Consider the following 24,298-nt stretch of genomic DNA (forward strand, 5'->3'; position numbering starts at 1 on the left):
GCCTAATAAATCCCCCTTCCGCTACGTTGGACACGTGTCCAGCGAATCGGTGGCGACAGTCACATCGACGAGTACCAATTCGGCTGGTCCCGCCGTTCCCGCCGACGCCCCTGCGGCACGGAACCGGCGCCAGGAAGAGACCTTCCGCAAGGTGTTGCGCGCCGGCGTGGAGATGCTTCGGGAGAAGTCCTACGCCGACCTGACCGTCCGAGCGGTCGCCGCCCGCGCCAAAGTCGCCCCGGCGACCGCCTACACCTATTTCTCCTCCAAGAACCACCTGATCGCCGAGGTGTACCTGGATCTGGTTCGCCAGGTCCCGTACTTCACCGATGTCAACGAGCCGATGCCGAGCCGCGTCAACCAGGCGCTGCGGCACCTGGCACTGGTCGTCGCCGACGAGCCCGAAGTCGCAGCGGCTTGCACGGCAGCTCTGCTCAGCGGCAACAGCGACCCTGCAGTCCGCACCGTGCGGGATCGGATCGGCGCAGAGATTCATCGGCGTATCACCTCGGCCTTCGGCCCGGACGCCGACGCCCACAAGGTCGCCGCGCTGGAAATGACCTTCTTCGGCGCCCTGGTCAACGCGGGCAGCGGCGCCTTCACCTACCACCAGATCACCGATCGGCTGGCCTACGTGGTCAGCCTGATCCTCGAATCAGGAGCAGCACGATGAGCCCGCAGACCGTCAACGCCGACCCGCCGGTCCTCAACCCCTATGACTACGACTTCCACGAGGACCCGTTCCCGTACTACCGCCGCCTGCGCGATGAGGCCCCGGTGTACCGCAACGAGGAACTGAACTTCTGGGCGATCTCGCGCCATCAGGATGTGCTGCACGGGTTCCGCAACAGCGAGGCACTGTCCAACCGCGACGGGGTTTCCCTGGACCCGGTCTCCCGCGGCCCGCACGCCCAGCTGGTGATGTCCTTTCTGGCCATGGACGATCCGCAACATCTGCGGCTTCGCACACTGGTGTCCAAGGGTTTCACCCCGCGCCGGATCCGCGAGCTCGAACCTCAGGTGGTTCGGCTGGCACGCCAACATCTGGATGCCGCGATCCAGCCGGGATCGGATGGCACCTGCTCGTTCGACTTCATCAATGATTTCGCGGGCAAGCTGCCGATGGACGTCATCTCCGAGCTGATGGGCGTACCGGAATCCGACCGGGCACGCATTCGGGAACTTGCCGACGGGGTGCTGCATCGCGAGGACGGCGTGACCGACGTCCCGCAGTCGGCCATCCAGGCCTCCATGGACCTGATGACCTACTACAACGAAATGATCGCCGACTTCAAGAAGAATCCGGCCGACAACCTGACCTCGGCACTGCTCGAAACCGAAGTCGACGGAGACCGACTCGGCGATCAGGAGATCCTGGCCTTCTTGTTCCTGATGGTGATCGCCGGCAACGAGACCACCACCAAATTGCTGGGCAGTTCCATCTTCTGGGGGCACCGCAATCGCGACCAGCTTGCACCGCTGTATGCCGACCACTCCCGGATTCCGTTATGGGTCGAGGAGACGCTGCGCTATGACACGCCCAGCCAGATCCTGGCACGCACCGTCGCCCAGGACTACACGCTGCACGACACCACTATTCCCGCAGGTGCGGTGATGCTGTTGATTCCCGGTTCCGGTAACCGCGATGAGCGCGTCTTCGACGACCCCGACAGCTTCCGGATCGGCCGCGACATCGGCTCCAAGCTGCTGAGTTTCGGCAGTGGCGCGCATTTCTGCCTGGGTGCGCACCTGGCCCGCATGGAGGCGCGTGTCGCGCTCGAAGAACTGTTCGCCCGGATCAGCGACTTCCAGGTCGACGAAGCCAAAGCCGTACGGGTGCATTCATCCAACGTGCGCGGCTTCGCCGATCTCCCGATCACCGTCAAGGAGGCATAGATGCCGCGTTTCGACCCATCCCCCGCTCGCCGTCCCGCGATAGTCACGGGCGCGTCTTCGGGAATCGGGGCCGCCACCGCCGAAGAGTTGGCGAGCCGTGGCTTTCCGGTGGCCCTGGGCGCCAGGCGCACCGACAAGCTCTCCGATCTGGTGGACAAGATCCGCAGTAACGGCGGCGAAGCCGTCGCATTCAGCTTGGACGTCACCGACGCCGACTCGGTGAAGTCCTTTGTGGCACAGAGCATTGACGCACTCGGCGAGATCGAGCTCTTGGTGTCCGGAGCCGGCGACATGAACCCCGGCCGAATCCACGAGATCAGTTCCGAGACGTTCAACGATCAGATTCAGGTCCACCTGATCGGCGCGAACCGGCTGGCCACCGCGGTGCTGCCGGACATGGTCGCGCGCCGGCGCGGCGACGTGATCTTCGTAGGGTCTGACGTGGCGCTTCAGCAGCGTCCCCATATGGGCGCCTACGGCGCAGCCAAGGCGGCGCTGGTTGCGATGGTGCACAACCTGCGCATGGAGTTGGAGGGCACCGGGGTACGCGCCTCGATCGTGCATCCAGGTCCCACGATGACCGAGATGGGCTGGAATCTGACCGCCGAGCAGGTGGGACCGATGCTCGAGGACTGGGCGAAGTGGGGCCAGGCCCGGCACAGCTACTTCCTGCGCCCCCAAGACCTGGCTCGCGCCATTGCGTTCGTTGCGGAGACCCCGCGCGGAGCCCACATCGTCGACCTGGAGGTGCAGCCCGAAGCTCCGCTGCGCGACACCGCCTCCGACCGCCAGAACCTGCAGCTCGGCGAGGAAGGAATGCCGTCATGACCGTCAGTACAGAGATTCCCCGGGTCTCCGGGGGCGAGGCCGAGCACGGCCACCTGGAAGAGTTCCGTACCGACCCGATCGCCTTAATGCAGCGGCTGCGCGAGGAGTGCGGCGATGTCGGCTGGTTCGATTTGGCCGGGCGCAAGGTGGTGCTGTTGACCGGCCCCGAGGCCAACGAGTTCTTCTTCCGGTCGACCGACGACGATCTCGACCAAGCCGCTGCCTACCCGTTCATGACGCCCATCTTCGGTAACGGCGTGGTGTTCGACGCTCCGCCGGAGCGCCGCGCGGAGATGCTGCACAACACCGCGCTTCGCGGCGAGCACATGAAACGACACGCCAGCACCATTGAGCATGAAGTGCGCCAAATGATCGCCGGTTGGGGCGATGGGGGCGAGATCGACCTCCTGGAGTTCTTCGCCGAGCTGACCATATACACCTCGACGGCCTGCCTGATCGGGCGCAAGTTCCGCGAGGAGCTCGACAACCGGTTCGCCCAGCTGTATTACGAGCTGGAGAACGGCACCGACCCGCTGTGCTACGTCGACCCCTACCTGCCGATCGAGAGCTTCCGTCGCCGCGACGAGGCCCGCGTCAAGTTGGTCGAACTGGTGCAGGGAATTATGAACGGCCGGCTCGCCAACCCCGAGACCGACAAGAAGCGGCGGGACATGATCGACGTGATGGTGTCGATCCCCGACGAGAACGGCAATCCGCGGTTCAGTGCCGACGAGATCACCGGGATCATCATCTCGATGATGTTCGCCGGGCATCACACCAGCTCCGGAACCTCGGCGTGGACGCTGATCGAGTTGCTGCGCCACCCCGAGGCACATGCCGCGGTCATCAACGAGCTCGACGAGCTCTACGCCGACGGCGAAGAGGTCAGCTTCCATGCCCTGCGCCAGATTCCGAATCTGGAGAACGTGCTCAAGGAGACCCTGCGTCTGCACCCGCCGCTGATCGTGTTGATGCGGGTGGCCAAGGGCGAGTTCGAGGTCTGCGGGTACCCGATTCACGAGGGTGACATGGTGGCGGCGTCACCGGCGGTCTCCAACCGGATTCCCGAGAACTTCCCCGAACCCAACGACTTCGTCCCCGAGCGCTACAACGAGCCCCGCGAGGAGGATGTCATCCACCGCTGGACCTGGATCCCGTTCGGGGCCGGCCGGCACCGTTGCGTAGGGGCGGCGTTCGCCACGATGCAGATCAAGGCGATCTTCTCGGTGCTGTTGCGCGAGTACGAGTTCGAGATGTCGCAACCGCCGGAGTCCTACCGCAACGACCACTCCAAGATGGTGGTGCAGTTGGCCCGTCCAGCCAAGGTCCGCTACCGCCGGCGCGCTGCCAAGTAGTGGCGAAGGAGCACAGAAATGGGTAGCTACACAGTCAAAGTGGACCTTGACCTGTGCCAGGGGCACGCCATGTGCGAACTGGAGGCACCCGACTATTTCCAGGTGCCCAAGCACGGGAAGGTCGAGATACTCGACCCCGAACCTCCTGAATCCGACCGTCGCCAGATCCAGGCTGCGGTGCGTTCCTGCCCTACCCGAGCGTTGTCCATTGAAGAGAAACAGGATTGAACTATGTCGTCATTTCCCCGCGAACAACTCGAAGACTGGGTCGAGCGTTGGCTGCAGGTCAATCGCGACGCCGAAGCGGCTGGCGACTGGCGACCCCTGGCCGACTTCTACGCCGATGACGCCACCTACGGCTGGAACATCGGCCCCAAGGAAGACGTGATGTGCGTCGGGATCGACGAGATCCGCGACATCGCCTTGGGTCTGGAGATGGAGGGGCTGGACAACTGGCAGTACCCCTACCAAAAGGTGCTCATCGACGACAAGCAGGGCGAGATCGTCGGGTTCTGGAAGCAGGTCGCGACCGACGCCGACGGCACCGAGTCGGAGATCTACGGGATCGGCGGCAGCTGGTTTCGGCTCAACGCCGACGCGAAGATCGAGTGGCAGCGTGACTTCTTCGACTTCGGTCACGTCCAAAAGCTGTACCTGGATCTGATGACTGCCGGCAAACTTTCGGCCGGAATGCAAAAGCGCATCGAGCGCAGCCTGGCCGGCGAGAAGCTGCCCGGCTACTTCCCGCTGGGCACGTCGCCCGTTCCGCTCTGGTAGAAGACAACTCACGCCCAGGAGAACTCGTGGCAATACGCGTCGCACTGATCGGCACAGGCAACGCCGGGCGGATCGCCCTGCGCGCCCTGATCACCAATCCCGCCTACGAGCTCACCGGCGTGTGGGTTTCGACGGTGGCCAAGGTGGGCCGAGATGCCGGCGAGCTGGCCGGCCTCGACGTCCGCACCGGAATCACCGCGACCGACGACGTTGCGGCGATCATCGCCGCCAAGCCCGAGGCCGCGGTGTATTGCGCGATGGGCGACACCCGACTGCCCGACGCACTCAAGGATGTCTGCCGACTGTTGGCCGCCGGAATCAATGTCATCGGGACGGCCCCGGGGGTACTGCAGTACCCCTGGGGTGTCATTCCAGACAAGTTCATCGAGCCGATCGAAGACGCTGCCAGGCAGGGCAATTCGAGCGTCTACGTCAACGGCGTCGACCCCGGTTTCATCACCGATCTGGTGCCGCTGGCGTTCGCCAGCACGTGTCAGCACATTGAGCAGATCCGCTGCCTGGAGATCGCCGACTACGCGACCTACGACGGCGCCGAGGTCATGTTCGACGTGATGGGTTTCGGCAATTCACTCGACAACGTACCGATGCTGTTGCAGCCCGGCATCCTGAGCATTGCGTGGGGTGCGACCATCCGGGAGTTGGCCGCCGGCCTGGGCGTGACCCTGGATGCCATCACCGACTCATCAGAGCGTGAACCCGCCCCGGAGGCCTTCGACATCGCCGCCGGACACATCCCTGCAGGCGGTGTCGCCGCGCTCAAGTTCGAGATCAGCGGCATCGTCGACGGCCGTCCCCTGATCGTCGTCGAGCACGTCACGCGGCTGCGTAGCGATCTGCGGCCGGACTGGGCACAACCGGCGCAGCCCGGAGGCTCCTACCGGGTGGAGATCACCGGCGAGCCGTCCTACGCCGTCGACATCTGCCCGACCAGCCGCCTCGGCGATCACAACTACGCCGCGATCGCCGTCGGCGTCGGCCGCGTCGTGAACGCGATTCCGGCCGTCGTCGCGGCACCGGCTGGAATTGTCACCACGCTGGACCTGCCGTTGGTCGGCGCACCCGCCGTCATCGCGGGTGCCACCGACTGAGTCACCGAAGACCACCCACCATCACTGGACGGAAAGGCGCAAACCCATGGGACGTGTAGACGACAAGGTAGCTCTGATCAGCGGGGGTGCGCGCGGTATGGGCGCGGCCGACGCCCGGATGCTGGTCGGCGAGGGCGCCAAGGTGGTCATCGGCGACGTGCTGGACACCGAAGGCGCGGCACTGGCCGCAGAACTGGGCGACTCCGCGCGCTACGTGCACCTCGACGTCCGGGACCCGGAGCAATGGGCTGCCGCGGTGGCCGTCGCTGTCGAGACGTTCGGAAAGCTGAACGTCTTGGTCAACAACGCCGGGACAGTCGCCCTGGGACAGCTGCGCAAGTTCGATCTGGACGAATGGCATCGGGTCATCGACGTGAACCTCAACGGCACGTTCTTGGGCATGCGTGCGTCCATCGATTCGATGATCGCCGCCGGCGGAGGCTCGATTATCAACGTGTCGTCGATCGAGGGCCTGCGCGGTGCGCCCATGGTGCACCCCTACGTGGCCTCGAAGTGGGCCGTGCGCGGGTTGACGAAATCCGCGGCTCTGGAACTGGCACGCCACAACATTCGGGTCAATTCTCTGCACCCCGGTTTCATCCGCACCCCGATGACCGAACACCTGCCCGAGGACATGGTGACGATCCCGCTGGGCCGGCCTGGCACATCCGATGAAGTTGCCACCTTCGTGTTGTTCTTGGCCAGCGACGAATCCTCCTACGCCACCGGCTCGGAGTTCGTCATGGACGGCGGTCTGGTGGCCGACGTTCCGCACAAGAACGGTTGACACCCGGTCATACACCTAGCCATCATGTGTATGCCCGAGCGCGGCTCATGCTCCAGTGACAACCAAAGGTGTTCGTCATGACATCAACGCAATCAGCTTGTCCGTTCGGTTCGGGATTCGACTTCACCGATCCGGATGTGCTGCTCCATGGAATGCCGATCACCGAGTTCGCCGAACTGCGCAAGACGGCACCGGTCTGGTGGAACGAGCAGCCCTCGCACAGCAACATCTTCGATGACGGCGGCTACTGGGTCATCAGCAAACATCAGCACATCAAAGAGATCTCCCGCGACAACGACGTGTGGTCGACCAATGCCAAGGGCGCTGTGATGCGGCTGCCCGACAGCATCACCGCCGACCAGTTGGACCTGACCAAGGCGTTGCTGATCAACCACGATCCGCCCGAGCACACCCGACTGCGCAAGCTGGTGTCGCGATTGTTCACCCCCCGGTCCGTCAGTGCGCTGGAGGAGAAGCTGGCCCATTCGGCCCGTGACATCGTCGCTGCCGCCGCCGAGAAGGACAACGGCAACGTCGTCGACGACATCGCGATGCGGCTGCCGCTGCTGGCGATCGCCGATCTGCTCGGGGTACCCGAGGACGACCGGGAAAAGCTATTCCACTGGACCAACTCGATCATGAACACCGACGATCCAGACTTCGACTCGGATCCGGCCATGGCCAACGCCGAACTGATGGGTTACGCCTACACAATGGCCGAGGAGCGGCGGCGCTGCCCGGCCGACGACATCGTCACGCGCTTGGTCCAGGCCGACATCGACGGCGAATCGCTCGGCGAGACCGAGTTCGCGTTCTTCGTGATCCTGCTGGCCGTGGCGGGCAACGAGACCACCCGCAACGCCATCACGCACGGCATCAACGCGTTTGCCGAGCACCCCGACCAGTGGGAGCTCTACAAGCGGCAGCGACCCCAGACCGCCGTCGACGAGATCGTGCGCTGGGCCACCCCGGTGCACTGCTTCCAGCGCACCGCCAAGGTCGACACCGAGATCGGCGGGGTGGCCATCGCCCAAGGCCAGCGGGTCGGCCTGTTCTACAGTTCGGCCAACTACGACGAGGACGTCTTCGACCGGCCTTTCAACTTCGACATTCTGCGCGATCCCAACCCGCACCTGGCCTTCGGCGGCCAGGGCACCCATTACTGCATCGGCGCCAACCTGGCCCGCATGGAGATCCGGCTGATCTTCGACGAAATCGCCAATCAGTTGCCGGATATCGCCAAGCTTGCCGAGCCGCAGCGACTGCGTTCCGGCTGGATCAACGGGGTCAAGGATCTGCAGGTCGCCTACCACCGTTAGCCCGACCGAAGCGCGCGCCGCGGGCGCGGGCGCAGGGGTTCGGAGGAACCTCCCCGCGGTCGGTAAGTCGGTTATAGGCTCCGATCAGTGGTCTGCCGGACATCCCGGAAATTCAACACGAAAGCAGGTTTGCGGTGAAGACAAAGGGTGCGTTGCTCTGGGAGTTCAACAAGCCGTGGTCGGTCGAGGAGATCGAGATCGGTGAGCCCCGGAAAGACGAGGTCAAGATCCAGATGGAGGCGGCTGGCATGTGCCACTCCGACCACCATCTGATGACCGGCAGCATCCCCATGGCCGGCTTCCCGGTCCTCGGCGGACACGAGGGCGCCGGCATCGTCACCGAGGTTGGGCCGGGTGTCGAAGACATCGCCCCCGGTGACCACGTGGTGCTGTCCTTCATTCCGTCGTGTGGCACCTGTCCGACCTGTCAGTCGGGCCTGCGCAACCTGTGCGACCTGGGCGCGGGGCTGCTCAACGGCGTCGCCGTCACCGACGGCACCTTCCGGGTCACCGCGCGCGGCGAGGGCGTCTACCCGATGACGCTGCTCGGCACCTTCTCGCCGTGGATGGTGGTGCACAAGTCCTCGGTGGTGAAGATCGACCCGTCGATTCCGTTCGAGGTGGCATGCCTGGTCGGCTGCGGCGTCACCACCGGTTACGGCTCGGCCGTCCGCAGCGCCGACATCCGCCCGGGCGAGGACGTAGCGATCGTCGGTGTCGGCGGAGTCGGCATGTCAGCCCTGCAGGGCGCGGTCAACGCCGGTGCCCGCAACATCTTCGTCATCGACCCGGTGGACTGGAAGCGCGACCAGGCGCTGAAGTTCGGCGCCACACATGTCTACCCGGACATCTTCGCCGCGATGGGCGGCATGATGGAGGTCACCCACGGCCTGATGGCCCGCAAGGTGATCGTCACCGTCGGCGAGGTGCACGGCGCCGACGTCGACAACTACATGATCCTGACCGCCAAGGGCGGCACCTGCGTGCTCACCGCGATGGGTTCCATGCTGGACAACCAGGTGACACTCAACCTGGCGATGCTCACCCTGCTGCAGAAGAACCTGCAGGGCACCATCTTCGGCGGGGGCAACCCGCAGTACGACATCCCCCAGCTGCTGTCGATGTACAAGGTCGGCAAGCTCAACCTCGACGACATGGTGACCCGCCAGTACCAGCTGGAGCAGATCAACGAGGGCTACCAGGACATGCTGGAGGGCAAGAACATTCGCGGCATCATCCGCTACACCGACGCGGATCGGTAGCGCGGCGCCAGCCGCATCCCGTTGACTCTGCGCCCACCAGGCAATCTACTCGTACTTTTGTCTGGTACGCGCAGAGTCAACCAGGGGCACTAGTCCTTCCGGAACACCAGGCTTGCCGTGAGCTTCGTCTTATTGCCGACCATGCCCAAGAAGTTGCCTTCCACAGCGAACTGCTTGCGGGTTACCGTGGCCTCGGTGGTCAGCCGTACCCCACCGTCAGCGTGCGGAGACACCTCGACCTTTAGCGGTAACGGTCCGGTGATGCCCTTGACGGTCAGCTCGCCGTCTAGCCTGGCGACGTCGCCACCGACCGGTTCGCCGCCGGTCACCACCACGCTGATGTCGGGATAGCGGTCGGTGTTGAAGAAGTTCGACCGGCGCAGGTCGTGGTCGCGAGTGCCCAGCCCCGTGTTGATCGAGGCGGCTTTGATGTCGACCCTTCCGGACACAGTCTTATCGTCCGTGATCTCTCCGCTGCCGCTGAATTCGGTGAACGCGCCCCGCACCTTCAGCGCGCCCCACATGGTTCCGTTCTCGAATCGGATACTCGACTGCTCGGGATCCAGAGTCCAGGAACCAACCGCCTTCGAGCTGCTGAGAAATGCTGCGACAGATGACATCTCGTCTCCCCTGTCTCCGGTAATTCACGTCCGTCTTGTGGGTCTCGGCTCAATCTCGATAATACGCAGCGACGCCCGTTTCATCTGGCAGTCGGCGCATATGCTGAACCCATGACCACCGTGTTCACCAAGATCATCAACCGGGAGCTGCCGGGCCGATTCGTCTACGAAGATGACGACGTCGTCGCCTTCTTGACCATCGAGCCGATGACACAGGGCCACACCCTGGTGGTACCCCGCGCCGAGATCGATCAGTGGCAGGACATCGACGGCGCCGCCTTCGCCCGGGTTATGGCGGTGGCACAGCAGATCGGCAAAGCGGTGTGCCGGGCGTTCGACACCGAGCGCGCCGGCATGATCATCGCCGGCCTCGAGGTACCCCACCTGCACGTCCATGTCTTTCCGACCTGCAGCCTGGCCGACTTCGGCTTTGCCGGCGTGGACCGCAGTCCCTCTGCGGAATCACTGGACGAAGCCCAGGCCAAGATCAAGGCCGCCCTGGCCGAACTCCGCTGAGCTTCAGAGAATCTCAGCGGGCAACTCGGTGGATCGCGCCGAGGCGTCGGCCAGGCGCGGTAGCGAGACACGAAACGTGCAACCCTGCCCCGGCGGCGAACTGACAGTCACCGAACCGTGGTGCGCCCGGGTCAGCGAGTCGACGATCGAGAGCCCCAGACCGGTGCCGCCGCTGGCTCGAGCACGTGATGAATCAGTTCGGAAAAACCTCTCAAAGGCCCGCTCCACATCCTGCTCACTCATGCCAGGCCCCTGGTCGACGACCTCGAGGATGGCATTGTCGCCCTCGGTGCCCACCCGCACGGTGATCGCGGCCCCGTCTGGCGTGTGTTGCAGCGCGTTGGACACCAGATTGCTCAGCACCTGTCGCAGTCGGGCGTCGTCGCCGAGGACCTCCGGTGTTCCCGGGCCGTCGAAGACTTCGAGCTCTATGGTGCGGTTCGGCGCGATCGCCCGGGCGTCGTGGACGGCGTCTGAGGCCAGCACCAACAGGTCTACCCAATGCCGCTCCAACGGCCGCTGGGCATCGGTCCTGGCCAGCAACAGCAGGTCCTCGACAAGCAGGCCCATCCGACGCGCCTCGCTTTCGATGCGCGACATCAACAGCTCCACATCGCGAGCCGCGCCCTGCCGGTAGAGCTCGGCGAAGCCGCGGATCGTGGTCAGTGGGGTGCGCAGTTCGTGACTGGCATCGGTGATGAAACGGCGCATCCGTTCCTCGGAGATGCGGGCGCTCTCCGCCGAGGCCACCGAGGAGGCGACCGCCTCCTGGATCTGTGCCAGCATGCCGTTGAGCGCGAGCGTGAGCTGTCCGACTTCGGTACGTGGATCTCGCTCGGGCACGCGACTGTCCAGCCGGCCGGCGGCGATCGCCGCGGCGGTGCGTTCGACTTCGGCCAGCGGCCGCAGGCTGCGGTTGACCACCACATAGCCGGCTGCGCCCAGTATCAACAGCACTCCGACGCCGATCGCCATCCGCCACCAGGCGAGATAGCGCAGGGTGGCCCGGGGGTCAGACAGGTCCCGGGCCACGGTGATCAGCCGACCGTTCTCGCCGTGCACCGACAGCGCCCGCCACTGGACCCCCGACCCGTCGACGGAGCCGATCGTGACCGGCACCGAACCCACGTCGTTGTCCGGCGGCAGCAACGGTTCGGCGTTGTGGTCGTTGACGACGGTCCAGACGCTGCCGTCGGGGTCGACGTCGCGAACGTAGAAACTCGTCGGCGGCCGCCCGGCATGGGGGTCGTCGTCCTCCCTCGACGGGTGCAGGCCGCGCTGCTCCAGCGCCCACCCGTTGGCGGCGTCGATGAGAGTCGCGTCGATCCTGCCGATCAGACGGTGCCGCAGGATCGTGGTGACGGCGTAGCCCTGTGCCAGCAGACCGATGGCCACCATAGCCAAGGTGGCAGCGACCAAGCTGACTTTCAGCGGCAGAATGTCCCGAAGGGGTTTGACCGTCCCCATGTGTTTCGACCTATAACCCGTTTCCGGCCCTCACCGGCCGTCGTGCGTCACGGCCGGCTGTCATCGCGGCTCGCGCAGTACATATCCGACACCGCGCAGGGTGTGCAACAGACGCTTATCTCCGGTGTCGATCTTGCGCCGCAGATAGGAGACATAGGACTCCACCACGTTGACGTCGCCACCGAAGTCATAGCGCCAGACGTGGTCCAGGATCTTCGGCTTGCTCAGCACCGTGCCGGCATTGATCACAAAGTACCGCAACAGCGTGAACTCGGTGGGCGACAAGGAGACCGGCTGGCCGGCCTTCCACACCTCGTGGGTGTCCTCGTCGAGTTCGATGTCGGCGAACGACAGCCGGGAGTTGCGCGGCTCCTGGACGCCCTTGCCTGCCCGGCGCAGGATGACCCGCAGCCGGGCCACCACCTCCTCCAGGCTGAAGGGCTTGGTCACGTAGTCGTCACCGCCGAGGGTCAGGCCGGTGATCTTGTCCTGCAACGAATCGCGCGCAGTCAGAAACAGTGCCGGAGCGTCGATGCCGTCGGCGCGTAGTCGACGTAGCACGCCGAACCCGTCCATGCCCGGCATCATCACATCGAGAATCACCGCATCGGGCCGAATCTCTCGCGCGCGGTCCAGCGCCGCAGGCCCGCTGGAGGCGGTATAGACCTCGAATCCTTGGAACTTGAGGCTGACCGACAGCAGTTCGACGATGTTGGTTTCGTCATCGACGACGAGAACTCTGGCCTCCGGTGCGGCCTCTTGCGCAGCTGTTGCTCCCATACCGACAATTCCCTCGCGGCTCGTTGAAAACCAGCTGGATATCCGCTGTATGTTTGCTGTTAATCAAACTAGCTGATAACTGCTCACAGTGCGCCCTAGACTGGCCAAGTGAGCTTGGCCAAGCAGCTGATCGCGCTGTCTACCGCCCCGGCACGGCTAGGTCTGTCGATTGCGGACGCCGGGCTCGGGGTGGCCACCGCGGCACTGGGCCTGGCCCGCCAGTCGCTCGGCGAGACCAGTGACCGTGGAACGGCCAACTCGATGGCACACATGCTAGGCCTGGACGACACCATCGCGCGCGCCAATCGGCTGGCCAAATTGATGGACGACGATGCCCCGCTGGGACGTGCGTTAGCCCCGGGCGGCCCGGCCGACCGATTGCTGGCCCCGGGAGGCCTGATCGACCAGCTGACCGGACCCGGTGGAGTGATCGACCGGCTCACCGCCGAGGGCGGCGGGCTGCAACGGGCACTGCAGCCCGGCGGACTCGTGGATCAACTGACCGATGAAGACGGACTCATCGAACGCCTGCTGGCCGAAGACGGCCTAGCCGACCGGTTGCTGTCCGAAGGGGGGCTGATCGACAAGCTCACCGCCCGCAACGGCCCGCTGGAGCAGCTCGCTGGTGTCGCCGACACCCTGAGCCGGCTGGCCCCCGGCATGGAGGCACTGGAGCCCGCCATCGAGACGCTGCAGGAGGCGGTCATCGCGCTGACGCTGGTGGTCAATCCGCTGAGCAACATCGCCGAGCGCATTCCACTGCTGCCACGCCGCTCCAACCGACGCAGCTCACCCCGAACGGTCCGCTCTCAACGGGTGATCGACCAGGACCCGACCGATCCGCAGAGTTGATCACGCTGACCGCTGACGGCGGGTGTCAATACGACCGGCCATCGGCGTACGCTGTCGCCGGTAGTAGCGTCCCCTGCCGCGATTCCGCGCCTTGAACGTCGGTAACTGGCTGTCACAGTTGGGGCAGACGAGCCGCAGATTCCGACGACGATTGTTGTCTGCGTCGCCGTCGATGTGGTCGACGATCAACGTCAAGGCCACGCCATTCCACCTGCCGTCGATGCCGCAGATCGCGCAGCAACCGCCCTGTTGCTCATGTAGGTAGTCCCGGACATAGTTGCCGACGTGCGACGTGCGGCCACAGGCTCCGGTCTCAAGCCAGGCCTGCACCAGTACGCGTCGGCGGTGTGACTGTTGGCATGCATTGCTGCAGAACACCCTTAGCCGCCGGCCTTCAAAAGCGACGCCACACCCAAGACAGGTCACCGACACAAGACGACGCTAGCCCCGGGGGCCGACACGAACTGAGCCGCCGAATGGGGCCGCGTGAGAGACTCGAACTCTCGACATCCGCTTTACAAGAGCGACGCTCTACCAACTGAGCTAACGCGGCAAGCCTGGCTCGATGACGAGCCATGGCGATTGTACGACGGGCGATGGCGTCTGAGTTTCCCGCTCCCAACCACTCGCGCCGGAACCGACTCCAGCCGGTGCTGTCGGTACGCCAAATCCCCACTGAACTAGTCGCGCGTCAGGTACTCCAGCACCACGCGGGTGAAGGCGTCCTTGGCCTCGATCATGGTCCAGTGCCCGCAGTTGGGGAACACGTGCACCTCGGCATCGGGGATGGTCCGCATCGGGATCAGCGCCATGTCCAGCGGGCTGACCCGGTCGTCGCGTCCCCAGGTCACCAGGGTGGGGGTCTTGAGCCGGTGCATCATCGCCCACGGCAGCGGCCCCTTGGACGCCTGCATCATCTTCACCATGTTGGTGAAGGCTTCCTTGCCGTACATGCGCCGTGCGCTGGCCAGGGTGTCGGGGTCGGTGGCCAGGGCCCACCGCTCCTCGATGAGCTCGTCAGTGATCACCGCCGGGTCGTAGACCATCGAGTGCAGCCACCGCACCAGGGCGTCGCGGCTGGGGTTGTCGACGAAGTCCTGCAGCAGCCGGATGCCCTCGGCGGGTCCCGGGCTGAGCAGGTTGGTACCGATGCCTCCGATGGTCACCAGCTTGCTCACCTTGTCGGGGTTGCCGATCGCATAGCCGATCCCGACGCCGCCACCCATCGAGTTGCCGACGATGCTGAACCGATCCAGCCCCAGCGCTTCGGTGAACGCAGGCACCGCGCCGAACGCCGTCACCATCGGGTGCCCGCCGAAGTCATCGCTGACCCCGAATCCGGGAAACTCCAGCACCAAGCAGCGGAAGTGCTCGGCGAAGGCCGACAGCACGCCGCGGTAGTTGCGCCAGCCGGTCACACCGGGCCCAGAGCCGTGCAGCATCAACAGCGTCGGCCCATCACCGGCTTCGTGGTAGCGCAGCACTCCCTGCTCGGTGGTGACCTCGCGCAGGGTCTCGTCGTGGCTCAGCTGTGTCGTCATGTGTCCCACGCTAACGTCGATATCGGCGGGAAAACCGTCGGGGTCGACATCCGCCGATCTGCCGACCCTGGGCCTTAGGCCGTCACTTTCGCCGTCGGGTGATCATCCGCTGTTGCGCAGTGCGCTGGCCAGCCCGTTCATCGTCAGCAGGATGCCGCGCCGCACCAGTTCGTCGTCATCGCCGGCGCGGTAGCGCCGCAACAACTCCACCTGAAGGTGGTTCAGCGGCTCCAGATAGGGAAAGCGGTTGAACACCGACCGCGCCAGCGCCGGATTGTCGGCCAGCAGGTCGTCGTAGCCGGTGATCCGCAGGTACATGGTGATTGCCCGCTGGTGTTCCGCGACGATCTTGTCGAATATGTTGCGCCGCAAAGATTCATCGGGAACCAGCTCCGCGTAACGGGCCGCCAGGCCCAAGTCCGACTTCGCCAGGACCTGAGCCATGTTTGACAGCACGGTGCTAAAGAACGGCCAACGCCGATACAGGTCGTGCAGCACCGCCAGGCGGTCGGTTTCGCTTTCCGGGCCCGCTGTTATCCACTGTGCAAGCGCCGACCCGGTCCCGTACCAACCGGGCAGCATCACCCGCGACTGGCTCCAGGCCAGTACCCAGGGGATGGCACGCAGGTCGGCGATCGACGAGGTGGGTTTGCGCGACGTGGGCCGGCTACCGATGTTCATCGCGCCGATTTCGCCCACCGGCGTGGACGCCAGGAAATAATCGACGAACCCTGGTGTCTCGTGGACCAATTCGCTGTAGGCACGCTGGGCCCGGACGGCCAGGTCATCGAGCACCGCATACGCCGGGGCGGCGGCATCACCAAGGCCCTCCACATCGAGGAGCGTCGCCTCCAGGGTTGCGGCCACCAGGCTCTCCAGGTTGCGGCGCGCCATCTGAGGTTCGGCGTACTTGGCGGCGATCACCTCGCCCTGCTCGGTGAGACGCAGCGACCCGTTCACCGCGCCCGGCGGCTGAGCCAATATCGCCTCATAGCTGGGACCACCGCCCCGACCGACCGTGCCGCCCCGACCGTGGAAGAACCGCAACCGGATCCCCGCGCTGCGGGACGCCTCGACGAGTTCGAGCTCGGCGCGGTACAACGCCCAGTTGGCCGCCAGATAGCCTCCGTCCTTGTTGGAGTCGGAGTAGCCCAGCATCACCTCCTGGTTGTCGCCGCGGGCGGCCACGATCGCCCGATACACCGGGATTTCCAGCGCGGCCCGCAGGATCGACGCGCCGCGGCGCAGATCGTCGATCGTCTCGAACAGCGGCACGATGCCCACCGGGCAGTACGGCGTCGATTCGGAGGCGTCCAGCAAGCCGGTCTCCTTGAGCAGGATCGCCACCTCCAAGAAGTCCGACACCGACCGGCACATCGAGATCACGTAGTTGGGCACCGCTGCCGGGCCGTAGCGAGCTACCGCGTGAGCGGCGGCTTCGATGACGGCCAACTCGCCATGCGCAAGCTCCGACAGCACGGCGCGCTCCCCCAGCAACGGCCGACGGGTGCCGAGTTCGCCGACGAGCAGTGCGACCCGCTCGTCTTCTTCCAGCGAGGCATAGTCGGGATGCACCCCTGCCCACGCCAGCAGCTCACCGACCACCTGCTCGTGCACGTCGGAGTTCTGTCGCATATCCAGGCCGCTGAGATGGAAGCCGAACACCTGCACGGCCTCGCGCAGCTGCGCCAACCGGTCATCGGCCAACAGCGCTCCGCCGTGGCCCCGCAGCGACGCATCGACGGTGTCCAAGTCGGCCGACAGCTCAATCGGTGTCGCATACCGCGGCAATCCCAGGTCCAGTCCATGCGGAGGCAGCTGGTCCAGGATCTCGGCCCCGGTCGCGGTGAGGCGGGCCCGGATCACCCGCAGCGCCCGCCGGTAGGGCTCGTCGGCGCGAGCCGGCTCCTGTTCGGCATCGGCCAGGGCGGCCAACCCGGTGCTGACGCTGACCAGCCGCGCCGACATCGCCAGCTCCTGTTCCAGCGCGGTCAATTCGGTCAGGTAGTGCGCCACCGCGGCATACGCGGCGCTGCCGGTGGCCAGTCGAACCACGTCGCCGGTCACGTTGGGGTTTCCGTCGCGGTCCCCTCCTATCCAGGAGCCGGGCCGAAGAATGGGCTCATCCAACAGGTCGGCACCGGGCCAGCGGGCACGTAGCGCCGCCCGGACTTCGGCATTGATCTTCGGGATCACCTCGAAGAACGCCGCCGGGTAGTACCGAAGCCCAACCTCGATCTCGTCGGAGATCTGCAACCGCTCCACCCGCACCAACGCGGTCTGCCACAGCATCAGCACCTGGCGTCGCAGCTCGATTTCGAGGTCGCGCCCATCGTCGGTCCTCGTTCGCCCCTCCGAGCGCAACCGCATCAGTTCACCGATTCGGTGTTGGCTGGCGAACACCGTGCGCCGGCGGGTCTCGGTGGGATGGGCGGTGATCACCGGAGCGACCAGGGCATTCTCCAGCGCTTCCGCCACGGCCGCCGAATCCAGTTCTGCGGCATCCAACTTCAGGTACGTCGCGGCCAGACTGCTGTCCTGCGGCGGCTCCTCGGCGGCCACGTGGATGGCGCGGCGCCGCTCCCGGTGGATGTCTTCGGCGAGATTGGCCAGCAGCGCGAAGTGGCTGAACGCTCGAATGACCGGAATCGCCTCGTGGATGTCGATGCCGGAGAACATGCGCGCGATGTCGGCGCGGTCGACATCCGAGTGCCGCACCCCGAACGACGCCACCCGAGCCCGTTCGACCAAACCGAAGACCCGATCACCGTTCTGCTCGCGGACCGTGTCGCCGAGAATCGAACCGAGCAGCCGAATGTCTTCACGCATCGGCTCCGTGGCTTCCCGGCCGATGCGCGTGCGGTGAACAGCGCCGATCGGTTCCAGTTCTGCATCCGTGGCGTCTGCCATAGGTGCCAGTATCGCCAGCTTTGGCGTCCGCGACTAGTGTTGGCCCACTCACAGTAAGACTTCGTCGCTCCGATCAGCCGTCGTGCGAGGCACCCCGAAACGACCTCAACCGCATCAGATAACGCGGCACGCCCGACACCCCCAGGCTGCGTGGCCAGTCATCGGATCGAAAGTATGCGTCGGTACCACCGTCTACGAAGATCACACTGCCGCAGAGGAATTCGGCAGCTTCGGAAAGCATGAACAGCATCCAGTCGGCCAACATCGCGGGATCCCCGAAACCACCGACCGGCACGGGGAACGCCTGAACGGCCTTGGCCTGTGCAGGGATCGCCAACAGCTCATCAAGCAGGGGCGTCTGGATCGCGCCGGGAGCCAATACGTTGAGCCGGATTCCCGCGCCGGCCCACTCCGGCGTGACGGCCTGCCGGCGCGCCCAGCGAGTCACCGCAATCTTGGAGGCGCCATAGGCCATCGACGGCGCGGCGGGGCCCAGTAGTTTTACCGTGCGCACGGCGCGCACTGTCTTACCGGCGAGCAGGGCACTTACCGTGCGACGGGGTACGGCGGGGATGGTGGTCGAGGAATTGCTGCCGATCACCACCACCTTGGCTCGCTCAGCGGCGGCCAGCGCCGGCCGCCACGCGTCGAGCAGATCCACCACGCCGCGGAAGTTCACCTCGAAGATGGTCCGGGCCATGTCCGGACCCGGCTTGGGGCCCAGCCCAGCCGCCAGGATCGCGCCGTCGAGTCGGCCCCCGCACCGGGCCAGCGCCTGACTGGCCGCCGCAGCTCGGCCGTCCGGGTTGGATAAGTCCGCAACGACTTCGGCGTCATGCAGGTCCACCCCGATGACCGTGTGGCCCGCTGCGCGTAGCTTGTCGCTGGCCTGCCGGCCCATACCGGATGCTGCCCCGGTCACCGCATAAACACCCAAGGGATGCCCTCCTCCAACCATTGCACTGCGTCATACACACATACAGGGCAAGCTGCACACCATGCACGTCGGATTCATCGGTCTAGGGAATATGGGCCACGGCATGGCCGTCAATCTGCTCAGGGCGGGACACGCTGTCAGCGCCTACAACCGATCGCCAGCCAAAGTCGACGCCCTGGTTCAGCAAGGCGCCACGAGGGCAATCACAATTGCCGAGGCCTGTCGTGGCGGTGTGGTGCAGACGATGCTGGCCGATGACGACGCCGTCGAGCACGTCACGTTCGGCCCGGACGGCATCGTGGCGTCGTTGCCGCCCGGCGGCACGCACGTCTCGTCGAGCACCATCAGCGTGGCATTGTCCCGGCGGCTCTGCGCCGTGCACGCCGACGCAGGGCAGTCGTTTGTCGCCGCACCCGTATTCGGCCGGCCTGATGCCGCAGCGGCGGCAAAGCTCTTTGTGATCGCCGCCGGCGCGCCGGCGGTGCTGGACGTGATGGCACCGCTTTTCGACGCGATCGGTCAGCGCACTTTTGTGGTGTCGGAGCAGCCACACACCGCCAATCTGGTGAAACTGTCCGGCAATTTTCTGCTCGCCACTGTCCTCGAATCACTCGGTGAGGCCATCGCGCTGGTGGGCAAGGCCGGGGTGGACCCGGCGGCCTACGTCGACATCCTCACCTCGACACTGTTCAACGCTCCGGCGTATCGGACCTACGGCGACCTGATCGCCCGCAAGAGCTTCGAACCCGCCGGTTTCGCCGCCACCCTCGGGCTCAAGGACGTCCGGTTGGCACTGCAGGCGGCCGAGGAGCTGACCGTGCCACTGCCACTGGGCAGTCTGCTGCGCGACCGCTTCCTGACCCTGCTCGCCAACGGCGGCGGGCAGTTGGACTGGTCGGCGATTGCCACCGTGGCGCAGCACGACGCGGGTCTCGGCGGTTAGCGAGGCTCGACGCAGGAGAGCCGAAGCTGAACCGCCGAAACAAACCCCAGCGGTTAGCGAGGCTCGACGCAGGAGAGCCGAAGCTGAACCGCCGAACAAACCCCAGCGGTTAGCGAGGCTCGACGCCAAGCGGTTAGCCGGTCAGCCCTGAACCACGCCCCGGAGCCCGTCGGCACCGAACGCCGGCTCCAGCATTGACGAGAAGTCCGGGCCGCGACGCAGCATCTGACCTCCGTCGACGTTGATCACCTGGCCGGTGATGTAGCCGGCCGCGTCGCTGAGCAGGAACAGCGCCAGATTGGCGACGTCTTCCACCTCGCCGGGCCGGGGAAGCGGCGTCGACACGCGGTAGTCCTCGCTCAGCTCGGGCGAGTCCAGAATCGGGGCAACCAGCTCAGTGCGAGTCAGGCCTGGCCGAATGCTGTTGACCCGAACCCAGGAGGCACCCAGCTCGTCGGCGGCCAACTGCATCATGTGGTCCAGGGCCGACTTGGTGGGCCCGTAGGCCCCGAACCAGCGATGAGTATTGCTGGCCGCAATCGAGGAGATCCCCACGAACGATCCCCCACCGCCGCGCACCAGCGCCCGACCCGCGTGCTTGAGCACATACATGGTGCCGTTGACATTGAGGTCGACGGTGCGCCGCCACAGCTCCGAGTCGATCTGGGTGATCGGCCCGATGGTCTGCGAACCCCCGGCGCAGTGCACCACGCCGTGCAGGCGGCCGCGCCCGGCCACCGCGGCATCGACGGCGGCGATCACGCTGTCCTCGTCGGTGACGTCGGTCGGCACGTGACGGACCGTGGCCCCGAGCTCGGCGGCCACCGCAGCCAAGCGATCGGCGTCTCGCCCGACGATCACCACATCGGCTCCGGCGGCGGCCAGGCCCGCTGCCACGGCCTTGCCGATGCCGCTACCGCCCCCGGTGACCAGGTAACTGCGGTCTTCAAACGAGAGCTGCACACCGACCCCTCACGTCAAAACTGAAACAGGTTCTACCTATGGAACCATGCCACCGGCCCCCGCCCCCGCCGAACGTGAAGTTGGCGTCACGCTCACACGTCGGGCGTGACGCCAACTTCACGCTCGGCGAGAGGAACGAACGACGGGTGACTGCCCGATCAGGGCTGGTCGCGGCGGGCCACGGCGGTGGGCCTGGCGGTGCGCCAGTCTTCGACGTCCGGCGGCAGGCCCAGTGGAGCTCGGTTCTCGTTGTGGGCCGCCCAATGCGCATGGCCGAGCTGGTGGATGTGGAAGCCGTGCCGCAACGCCTCGGTGAAGCCCATCGCGTCGGCAGCACCGTTCACCGAGTCCTTGATCAGCAGTGAGGCCATCGTGGGCAGCTTCGCGATGCGCCGGGCGAACTCCAGAGTCTTGTCGGCCAGCTCGTCGGCCGGAAACACCTTGGAGACCATCCCCAGCCGGTAAGCCTCGTCGGCGTCCAGCGAATCCCCGGTCAGCAGCAGCTCCTTGGCCTTGCGCGGCCCGAACTCCCACGGGTGGGCGTAGTACTCCACGCCGGGCATACCCAACCGCACCCCGACCACGTCGGAGAACCGGGCGTTGTCCGCAGCGACGATCAAGTCACATGCCCAGATCAGCATCAGACCGGCGGAGATGGCGTTGCCTTGCACCTGCGCGATAGTGATCTTGCGCAGGTCGCGCCACCGACAGGTGTTCTGGAAGAAGAAGTGCCATTCCTGCAGGTAGGTCTTCTCGACGGGCGCTTCCCGGGTGGCACCGTGGGACTGGAACGTCGGATGCTGCGCCGGACCGGGACGCCGCTCGAGCAGCGTGGCCTCTGAGCCCAGATCGTGGCCGGCAGAGAAGTTCTTGCCCCGTGCAGCCAGAATCACCACCCGGACGGTGTCGTCGGCCTCGGCGCGGCCGAATGCCTCGTCGAGCTGCACCAGCAGGGTGCGATTCTGTGCATTGTGCACGTCAGGGCGGTTCAGCCAGATCCTGGCGATGCGCCCGTCATCGAGCGTTTCGTAGTCGACCAAGGGGGCCGAAGAATCGCCGACCTGCTCCGAATCGGTGTCCGATGTGCCCATATCTCCCGCGGCCTCCGTGCTCGTCGTCATCGCATCACAGGCTACGACCGACCGCCCAGCCTGGCCGAGCCAGGTGTGACACAGCGCGCACTTCGCTAGAGTCGAGTCATGCCTGCTAAATCCGAACCCGCCGACATCGAGGACGTGGAACCGCTGGCCGACAGCACCGCGCGTCAGGCCCGGCGAGTTGTAGCTGCTTACGCCGAGGACGCCGATGAGTGCCGGGTGTTCCTGTCCATGCTGGGAATCGGGCCTGCGACACCCGAGAAGGCCTAAATGCCGGAGGCGGTGCCACCCGGCGGTTCAGCGAGGCTCGACGAAGGAGAGCCGAAGCTGGGACCGCCGCATGAGCCCGGAGAGTCCGATTTCGTCGTCGTAGCCAACCGGCTGCCGATCGACATCGAGGTGCTGCCCGACGGCACCACGACCTGGAAACGCAGCCCCGGCGGCTTAGTCACAGCACTGGAGCCGCTGCTGCGTAAACGCCGCGGCGCCTGGGTGGGCTGGCCCGGCAGCCTGGATGCCCCCGAGGACCCGATCGACGTCGAAGACCTCCGGCTGCACCCCGTCCCGCTGAGCACCACCGACATCGCCGAATACTACGAAGGCTTCTCCAACGCCACCTTGTGGCCGCTGTATCACGACGTGATCGTCAAGCCGATCTATCACCGGCAGTGGTGGGACCGCTACGTCGACGTCAACCGCCGCTTCGCTGAAGCCGCGTCGCGGGCCGCCGCCCCCGGCGCCACGGTCTGGGTTCAGGACTACCAGTTGCAGCTGGTTCCCAAGATGCTTCGGGATCTGCGACCCGATGTCACCATCGGCTTCTTCCTGCACATCCCGTTTCCACCGGTGGAGCTGTTCATGCAGCTGCCCTGGCGCGCCGAGATCGTCGACGGCCTGCTCGGCGCCGACCTGGTCGGCTTCCATTTGGCGGGCGGCGCCCAGAACTTCCTCTATCTGGCCCGCAATCTCGCCGGGGCGGTCACCTCGCGCGGCTCGGTCGGAGTGCGCAGCAAGTTCGGCGAGGTACGGCTGGCCGATCGCACCGTGCGGGTCGGTGCATTCCCCATCTCCATTGATTCCGGCGAACTCGACCGCAAGGCCCGCGAACGCGGCATCCGGCGTCGCGCCAAGGAGATTCGGGCCGAGCTCGGCCATCCCCGCAAGATCCTGCTCGGCGTCGACCGCCTGGACTACACCAAGGGCATCGACGTCCGGCTCAAGGCTTTCAATGAACTGCTGGCCGAGGGCCGCGCCAAGCGCGACGACACCGTGTTGATCCAGCTGGCAACACCTAGCCGGGAGCGGGTGGAGAGCTATCAGATCCTGCGCGACGACATCGAGCGTCAAGTCGGCCACATCAACGGCGAGTACAGCGAAGTGGGCCACCCGGTGGTGCACTACCTGCACCGCCCGGTCCCGCGCGACGAACTGATCGCCTTCTTTGTCGCCAGCGACGTCATGCTGGTCACCCCGCTGCGGGACGGCATGAACCTGGTCGCCAAGGAATACGTCGCCTGCCGCAGCGACCTCGGCGGCGCCCTGGTCTTGAGCGAATTCACCGGCGCCGCAGCCGAATTACGTCAGGCTTACCTGGTCAACCCGCACGACCCCGAGTGCGTCAAGGACGTCATCGAGGCGGCGATCAATCAGGCCCCCGAAGAGGGCCGCCGACGGATGCGGGCCATGCGCCGCCAGGTGCTGGCCCATGACGTCGACCGCTGGGCCCGCTCCTTCCTGGGTGCGCTCGCCAACTCCGCGGAGTAGCTCAGCTGCCCGCGCCTGGTCGACGCTAGCTACACAGGTGGATCGGGTTGTCCTGGCAGTTCAACGGGTAGTGGATGACCGGAACCGGCAGCGGGGAGATGAAAGTCAGCGTGAACGGGCGCTTCTCCAACCCGGGCTGCAGTCCGCACACCGCATTGTGCGACTGGGTGTAGGTCCCGTTGAGGGACGTGTCGAACTGGTACATCTCCTCGCTGGCGGCAGTACTGCCGTTCGAGCACCTGGTGCCCGCGAGCAGCGGGGTCTTGTAGGTCCACCGACCATTGGCCAAGCGATAGGCCCCGGCTTGTCCCGGCGGTCCGTTACTTTCGACCTGCAGTTTGCATCCCAGCGCCGTGTGTAGTGGAACCCGGCCGTCACCAACGGTCGGCACGCACAGCGGGTAGATCTTCCAGGTCGCGGACTTGACACCGTCGTTGTAGGTGTAGACGCCCTCGATCGTCCCTTCCGGGATCGCGTCGTCGTCGGCCCCGGCCTGGACCGCCAGCCCGGTGGCCGCCGTCAGCGCCGCAGCCAAGATGCCCAGCCCACGAACGAGTTTTCCCATGGCGCTCATC

Annotated in this window: 24 protein-coding genes, 1 tRNA gene and 1 pseudogene; 15 read left to right on the top strand and 11 right to left on the bottom strand. The window is 65.7% G+C overall.

Going from position 1 to position 24,298, the window contains the following annotated elements; genetic code table 11:
* The first annotated feature begins 34 nt into the window (after positions 1 to 34).
* The 10 genes from G6N09_RS05570 (at position 35) to G6N09_RS05615 (ending at position 9,333) form a co-directional block, all read left to right on the top strand.
* Positions 35 to 673 carry a TetR family transcriptional regulator gene (locus tag G6N09_RS05570; RefSeq protein ID WP_083027202.1) on the top strand — a complete coding sequence of 213 codons (639 nt, stop codon included), beginning with the start codon at positions 35 to 37 and terminating at the stop codon, positions 671 to 673.
* Positions 670 to 1,896: a cytochrome P450 gene (locus tag G6N09_RS05575; protein WP_083027204.1), complete on the top strand. Its 1,227-nt coding sequence runs from the start codon at positions 670 to 672 to the stop codon at positions 1,894 to 1,896. The genes G6N09_RS05570 and G6N09_RS05575 overlap by 4 nt, the downstream gene beginning before the upstream one ends.
* A complete protein-coding gene (locus tag G6N09_RS05580) occupies positions 1,897 to 2,724 on the top strand; it encodes an SDR family oxidoreductase (RefSeq protein WP_083027206.1) in 828 nt (275 codons plus the stop codon).
* The gene (locus G6N09_RS05585) at positions 2,721 to 4,079 is read left to right on the top strand and encodes a lanosterol 14-alpha demethylase (protein WP_083027207.1); all 1,359 of its coding nucleotides are present in this window, start codon (positions 2,721 to 2,723) and stop codon (positions 4,077 to 4,079) included. Before G6N09_RS05580 ends, G6N09_RS05585 begins: the two co-directional genes overlap by 4 nt.
* 18 nt (positions 4,080 to 4,097) lie before the next feature.
* On the top strand, positions 4,098 to 4,307 hold the full coding sequence (locus G6N09_RS05590) for a ferredoxin Fdx (protein WP_083027209.1): 210 nt from the start codon (positions 4,098 to 4,100) through the stop codon (positions 4,305 to 4,307).
* A gap of 3 nt (positions 4,308 to 4,310) precedes the next feature.
* Complete coding sequence (locus G6N09_RS05595; protein WP_083027210.1) at positions 4,311 to 4,856, top strand: nuclear transport factor 2-like protein; 546 nt, start codon at positions 4,311 to 4,313, stop codon at positions 4,854 to 4,856.
* Between the two features lie 26 nt (positions 4,857 to 4,882).
* Entirely contained in the window at positions 4,883 to 5,965 is a 1,083-nt protein-coding gene (locus G6N09_RS05600; protein ID WP_083027212.1) for an NAD(P)H-dependent amine dehydrogenase family protein, read from the top strand.
* 46 nt (positions 5,966 to 6,011) lie between these two features.
* Positions 6,012 to 6,752 carry a glucose 1-dehydrogenase gene (locus G6N09_RS05605; protein WP_083027214.1) on the top strand — a complete coding sequence of 247 codons (741 nt, stop codon included), beginning with the start codon at positions 6,012 to 6,014 and terminating at the stop codon, positions 6,750 to 6,752.
* Positions 6,753 to 6,829: 77 nt separating this feature from the next.
* Positions 6,830 to 8,071 carry a cytochrome P450 gene (locus tag G6N09_RS05610; protein WP_083027216.1) on the top strand — a complete coding sequence of 414 codons (1,242 nt, stop codon included), beginning with the start codon at positions 6,830 to 6,832 and terminating at the stop codon, positions 8,069 to 8,071.
* A gap of 134 nt (positions 8,072 to 8,205) precedes the next feature.
* Positions 8,206 to 9,333: an NDMA-dependent alcohol dehydrogenase gene (locus G6N09_RS05615; protein ID WP_083027218.1), complete on the top strand. Its 1,128-nt coding sequence runs from the start codon at positions 8,206 to 8,208 to the stop codon at positions 9,331 to 9,333.
* An 89-nt stretch (positions 9,334 to 9,422) separates the two neighbouring features.
* Here the strand turns inward: G6N09_RS05615 and G6N09_RS05620 are convergent, their stop codons facing one another.
* Positions 9,423 to 9,953: a YceI family protein gene (locus G6N09_RS05620; RefSeq protein WP_083027219.1), complete on the bottom strand. Its 531-nt coding sequence runs from the start codon at positions 9,951 to 9,953 to the stop codon at positions 9,423 to 9,425.
* 111 nt (positions 9,954 to 10,064) lie between these two features.
* Here G6N09_RS05620 and G6N09_RS05625 point away from each other — a divergent pair, with 111 nt between their 5' ends.
* Positions 10,065 to 10,469, top strand: coding sequence for an HIT family protein (locus tag G6N09_RS05625; protein WP_083027221.1), 405 nt, complete (start codon positions 10,065 to 10,067; stop codon positions 10,467 to 10,469).
* A gap of 3 nt (positions 10,470 to 10,472) precedes the next feature.
* On the opposite strand, the gene G6N09_RS05630 is transcribed toward G6N09_RS05625, so the two are convergent.
* Both G6N09_RS05630 and G6N09_RS05635 read right to left on the bottom strand, forming a co-directional pair.
* Positions 10,473 to 11,936: a sensor histidine kinase gene (locus G6N09_RS05630; protein ID WP_083027223.1), complete on the bottom strand. Its 1,464-nt coding sequence runs from the start codon at positions 11,934 to 11,936 to the stop codon at positions 10,473 to 10,475.
* A gap of 60 nt (positions 11,937 to 11,996) precedes the next feature.
* Positions 11,997 to 12,716, bottom strand: coding sequence for a response regulator transcription factor (locus G6N09_RS05635; protein WP_083027225.1), 720 nt, complete (start codon positions 12,714 to 12,716; stop codon positions 11,997 to 11,999).
* Between the two features lie 108 nt (positions 12,717 to 12,824).
* Here G6N09_RS05635 and G6N09_RS05640 point away from each other — a divergent pair, with 108 nt between their 5' ends.
* Complete coding sequence (locus tag G6N09_RS05640) at positions 12,825 to 13,568, top strand: MlaD family protein (RefSeq protein WP_083027227.1); 744 nt, start codon at positions 12,825 to 12,827, stop codon at positions 13,566 to 13,568.
* 25 nt (positions 13,569 to 13,593) lie between these two features.
* Here G6N09_RS05640 and G6N09_RS05645 read toward each other — a convergent pair.
* The 5 genes and pseudogenes from G6N09_RS05645 to G6N09_RS05665 form a co-directional block, all read right to left on the bottom strand.
* Positions 13,594 to 14,000, bottom strand: a pseudogene (locus tag G6N09_RS05645) (HNH endonuclease signature motif containing protein).
* A 45-nt stretch (positions 14,001 to 14,045) separates the two neighbouring features.
* Positions 14,046 to 14,121, bottom strand: a tRNA-Thr gene (locus G6N09_RS05650).
* Positions 14,122 to 14,248: 127 nt separating this feature from the next.
* A complete protein-coding gene (locus G6N09_RS05655; RefSeq protein WP_083027230.1) occupies positions 14,249 to 15,109 on the bottom strand; it encodes an alpha/beta fold hydrolase in 861 nt (286 codons plus the stop codon).
* A gap of 102 nt (positions 15,110 to 15,211) precedes the next feature.
* Entirely contained in the window at positions 15,212 to 18,019 is a 2,808-nt protein-coding gene (gene ppc, locus G6N09_RS05660; protein ID WP_083027232.1) for a phosphoenolpyruvate carboxylase, read from the bottom strand.
* Between the two features lie 73 nt (positions 18,020 to 18,092).
* Positions 18,093 to 18,956, bottom strand: coding sequence for an SDR family oxidoreductase (locus G6N09_RS05665; RefSeq protein WP_083027235.1), 864 nt, complete (start codon positions 18,954 to 18,956; stop codon positions 18,093 to 18,095).
* 61 nt (positions 18,957 to 19,017) lie between these two features.
* On the opposite strand from G6N09_RS05665, the gene G6N09_RS05670 reads away from it, so the two are divergent.
* The gene (locus G6N09_RS05670; RefSeq protein WP_083027236.1) at positions 19,018 to 19,899 is read left to right on the top strand and encodes an NAD(P)-dependent oxidoreductase; all 882 of its coding nucleotides are present in this window, start codon (positions 19,018 to 19,020) and stop codon (positions 19,897 to 19,899) included.
* A gap of 141 nt (positions 19,900 to 20,040) precedes the next feature.
* On the opposite strand, the gene G6N09_RS05675 is transcribed toward G6N09_RS05670, so the two are convergent.
* Both G6N09_RS05675 and G6N09_RS05680 read right to left on the bottom strand, forming a co-directional pair.
* Entirely contained in the window at positions 20,041 to 20,862 is an 822-nt protein-coding gene (locus G6N09_RS05675; RefSeq protein ID WP_083027238.1) for an SDR family oxidoreductase, read from the bottom strand.
* 158 nt (positions 20,863 to 21,020) lie between these two features.
* Positions 21,021 to 21,983 (bottom strand): enoyl-CoA hydratase, encoded by a 963-nt coding sequence (locus G6N09_RS05680; RefSeq protein ID WP_083027240.1) that lies wholly within the window; start codon positions 21,981 to 21,983, stop codon positions 21,021 to 21,023.
* A gap of 78 nt (positions 21,984 to 22,061) precedes the next feature.
* Between G6N09_RS05680 and G6N09_RS19465 the strand changes: the two genes are divergently transcribed.
* Both G6N09_RS19465 and G6N09_RS05685 read left to right on the top strand, forming a co-directional pair.
* A complete protein-coding gene (locus tag G6N09_RS19465; protein ID WP_165756610.1) occupies positions 22,062 to 22,229 on the top strand; it encodes a hypothetical protein in 168 nt (55 codons plus the stop codon).
* Positions 22,230 to 23,723 carry an alpha,alpha-trehalose-phosphate synthase (UDP-forming) gene (locus tag G6N09_RS05685; protein ID WP_234807086.1) on the top strand — a complete coding sequence of 498 codons (1,494 nt, stop codon included), beginning with the start codon at positions 22,230 to 22,232 and terminating at the stop codon, positions 23,721 to 23,723. It abuts the gene before it with no gap.
* A gap of 25 nt (positions 23,724 to 23,748) precedes the next feature.
* Here G6N09_RS05685 and G6N09_RS05690 read toward each other — a convergent pair whose 3' ends face one another.
* Positions 23,749 to 24,288 carry a hypothetical protein gene (locus G6N09_RS05690; protein WP_133053100.1) on the bottom strand — a complete coding sequence of 180 codons (540 nt, stop codon included), beginning with the start codon at positions 24,286 to 24,288 and terminating at the stop codon, positions 23,749 to 23,751.
* Positions 24,289 to 24,298 lie beyond the last annotated feature (10 nt).

The organism is Mycolicibacter minnesotensis (assembly GCF_010731755.1).
GTDB classification, from domain to species: domain Bacteria; phylum Actinomycetota; class Actinomycetes; order Mycobacteriales; family Mycobacteriaceae; genus Mycobacterium; species Mycobacterium minnesotense.

Bases quoted from the DNA above. Each gene is read 5' to 3' on its own strand.
- G6N09_RS05685 (WP_234807086.1), top strand. From the start codon at position 22,230: ATGCCGGAGGCGGTGCCACCCGGCGGTTCAGCGAGGCTCGACGAAGGA.
- G6N09_RS05655 (WP_083027230.1), bottom strand. From the start codon at position 15,109: ATGACGACACAGCTGAGCCACGACGAGACCCTGCGCGAGGTCACCACC.
- G6N09_RS05625 (WP_083027221.1), top strand. From the start codon at position 10,065: ATGACCACCGTGTTCACCAAGATCATCAACCGGGAGCTGCCGGGCCGA.
- G6N09_RS05595 (WP_083027210.1), top strand. From the start codon at position 4,311: ATGTCGTCATTTCCCCGCGAACAACTCGAAGACTGGGTCGAGCGTTGG.
- G6N09_RS05630 (WP_083027223.1), bottom strand. From the start codon at position 11,936: ATGGGGACGGTCAAACCCCTTCGGGACATTCTGCCGCTGAAAGTCAGC.
- G6N09_RS05605 (WP_083027214.1), top strand. From the start codon at position 6,012: ATGGGACGTGTAGACGACAAGGTAGCTCTGATCAGCGGGGGTGCGCGC.
- G6N09_RS05690 (WP_133053100.1), bottom strand. From the start codon at position 24,288: ATGGGAAAACTCGTTCGTGGGCTGGGCATCTTGGCTGCGGCGCTGACG.
- G6N09_RS05610 (WP_083027216.1), top strand. From the start codon at position 6,830: ATGACATCAACGCAATCAGCTTGTCCGTTCGGTTCGGGATTCGACTTC.
- G6N09_RS05575 (WP_083027204.1), top strand. From the start codon at position 670: ATGAGCCCGCAGACCGTCAACGCCGACCCGCCGGTCCTCAACCCCTAT.
- G6N09_RS05590 (WP_083027209.1), top strand. From the start codon at position 4,098: ATGGGTAGCTACACAGTCAAAGTGGACCTTGACCTGTGCCAGGGGCAC.
- G6N09_RS05580 (WP_083027206.1), top strand. From the start codon at position 1,897: ATGCCGCGTTTCGACCCATCCCCCGCTCGCCGTCCCGCGATAGTCACG.
- G6N09_RS19465 (WP_165756610.1), top strand. From the start codon at position 22,062: ATGCCTGCTAAATCCGAACCCGCCGACATCGAGGACGTGGAACCGCTG.
- G6N09_RS05620 (WP_083027219.1), bottom strand. From the start codon at position 9,953: ATGTCATCTGTCGCAGCATTTCTCAGCAGCTCGAAGGCGGTTGGTTCC.
- G6N09_RS05635 (WP_083027225.1), bottom strand. From the start codon at position 12,716: ATGGGAGCAACAGCTGCGCAAGAGGCCGCACCGGAGGCCAGAGTTCTC.
- ppc (WP_083027232.1), bottom strand. From the start codon at position 18,019: ATGGCAGACGCCACGGATGCAGAACTGGAACCGATCGGCGCTGTTCAC.
- G6N09_RS05670 (WP_083027236.1), top strand. From the start codon at position 19,018: ATGCACGTCGGATTCATCGGTCTAGGGAATATGGGCCACGGCATGGCC.
- G6N09_RS05585 (WP_083027207.1), top strand. From the start codon at position 2,721: ATGACCGTCAGTACAGAGATTCCCCGGGTCTCCGGGGGCGAGGCCGAG.
- G6N09_RS05680 (WP_083027240.1), bottom strand. From the start codon at position 21,983: ATGACGACGAGCACGGAGGCCGCGGGAGATATGGGCACATCGGACACC.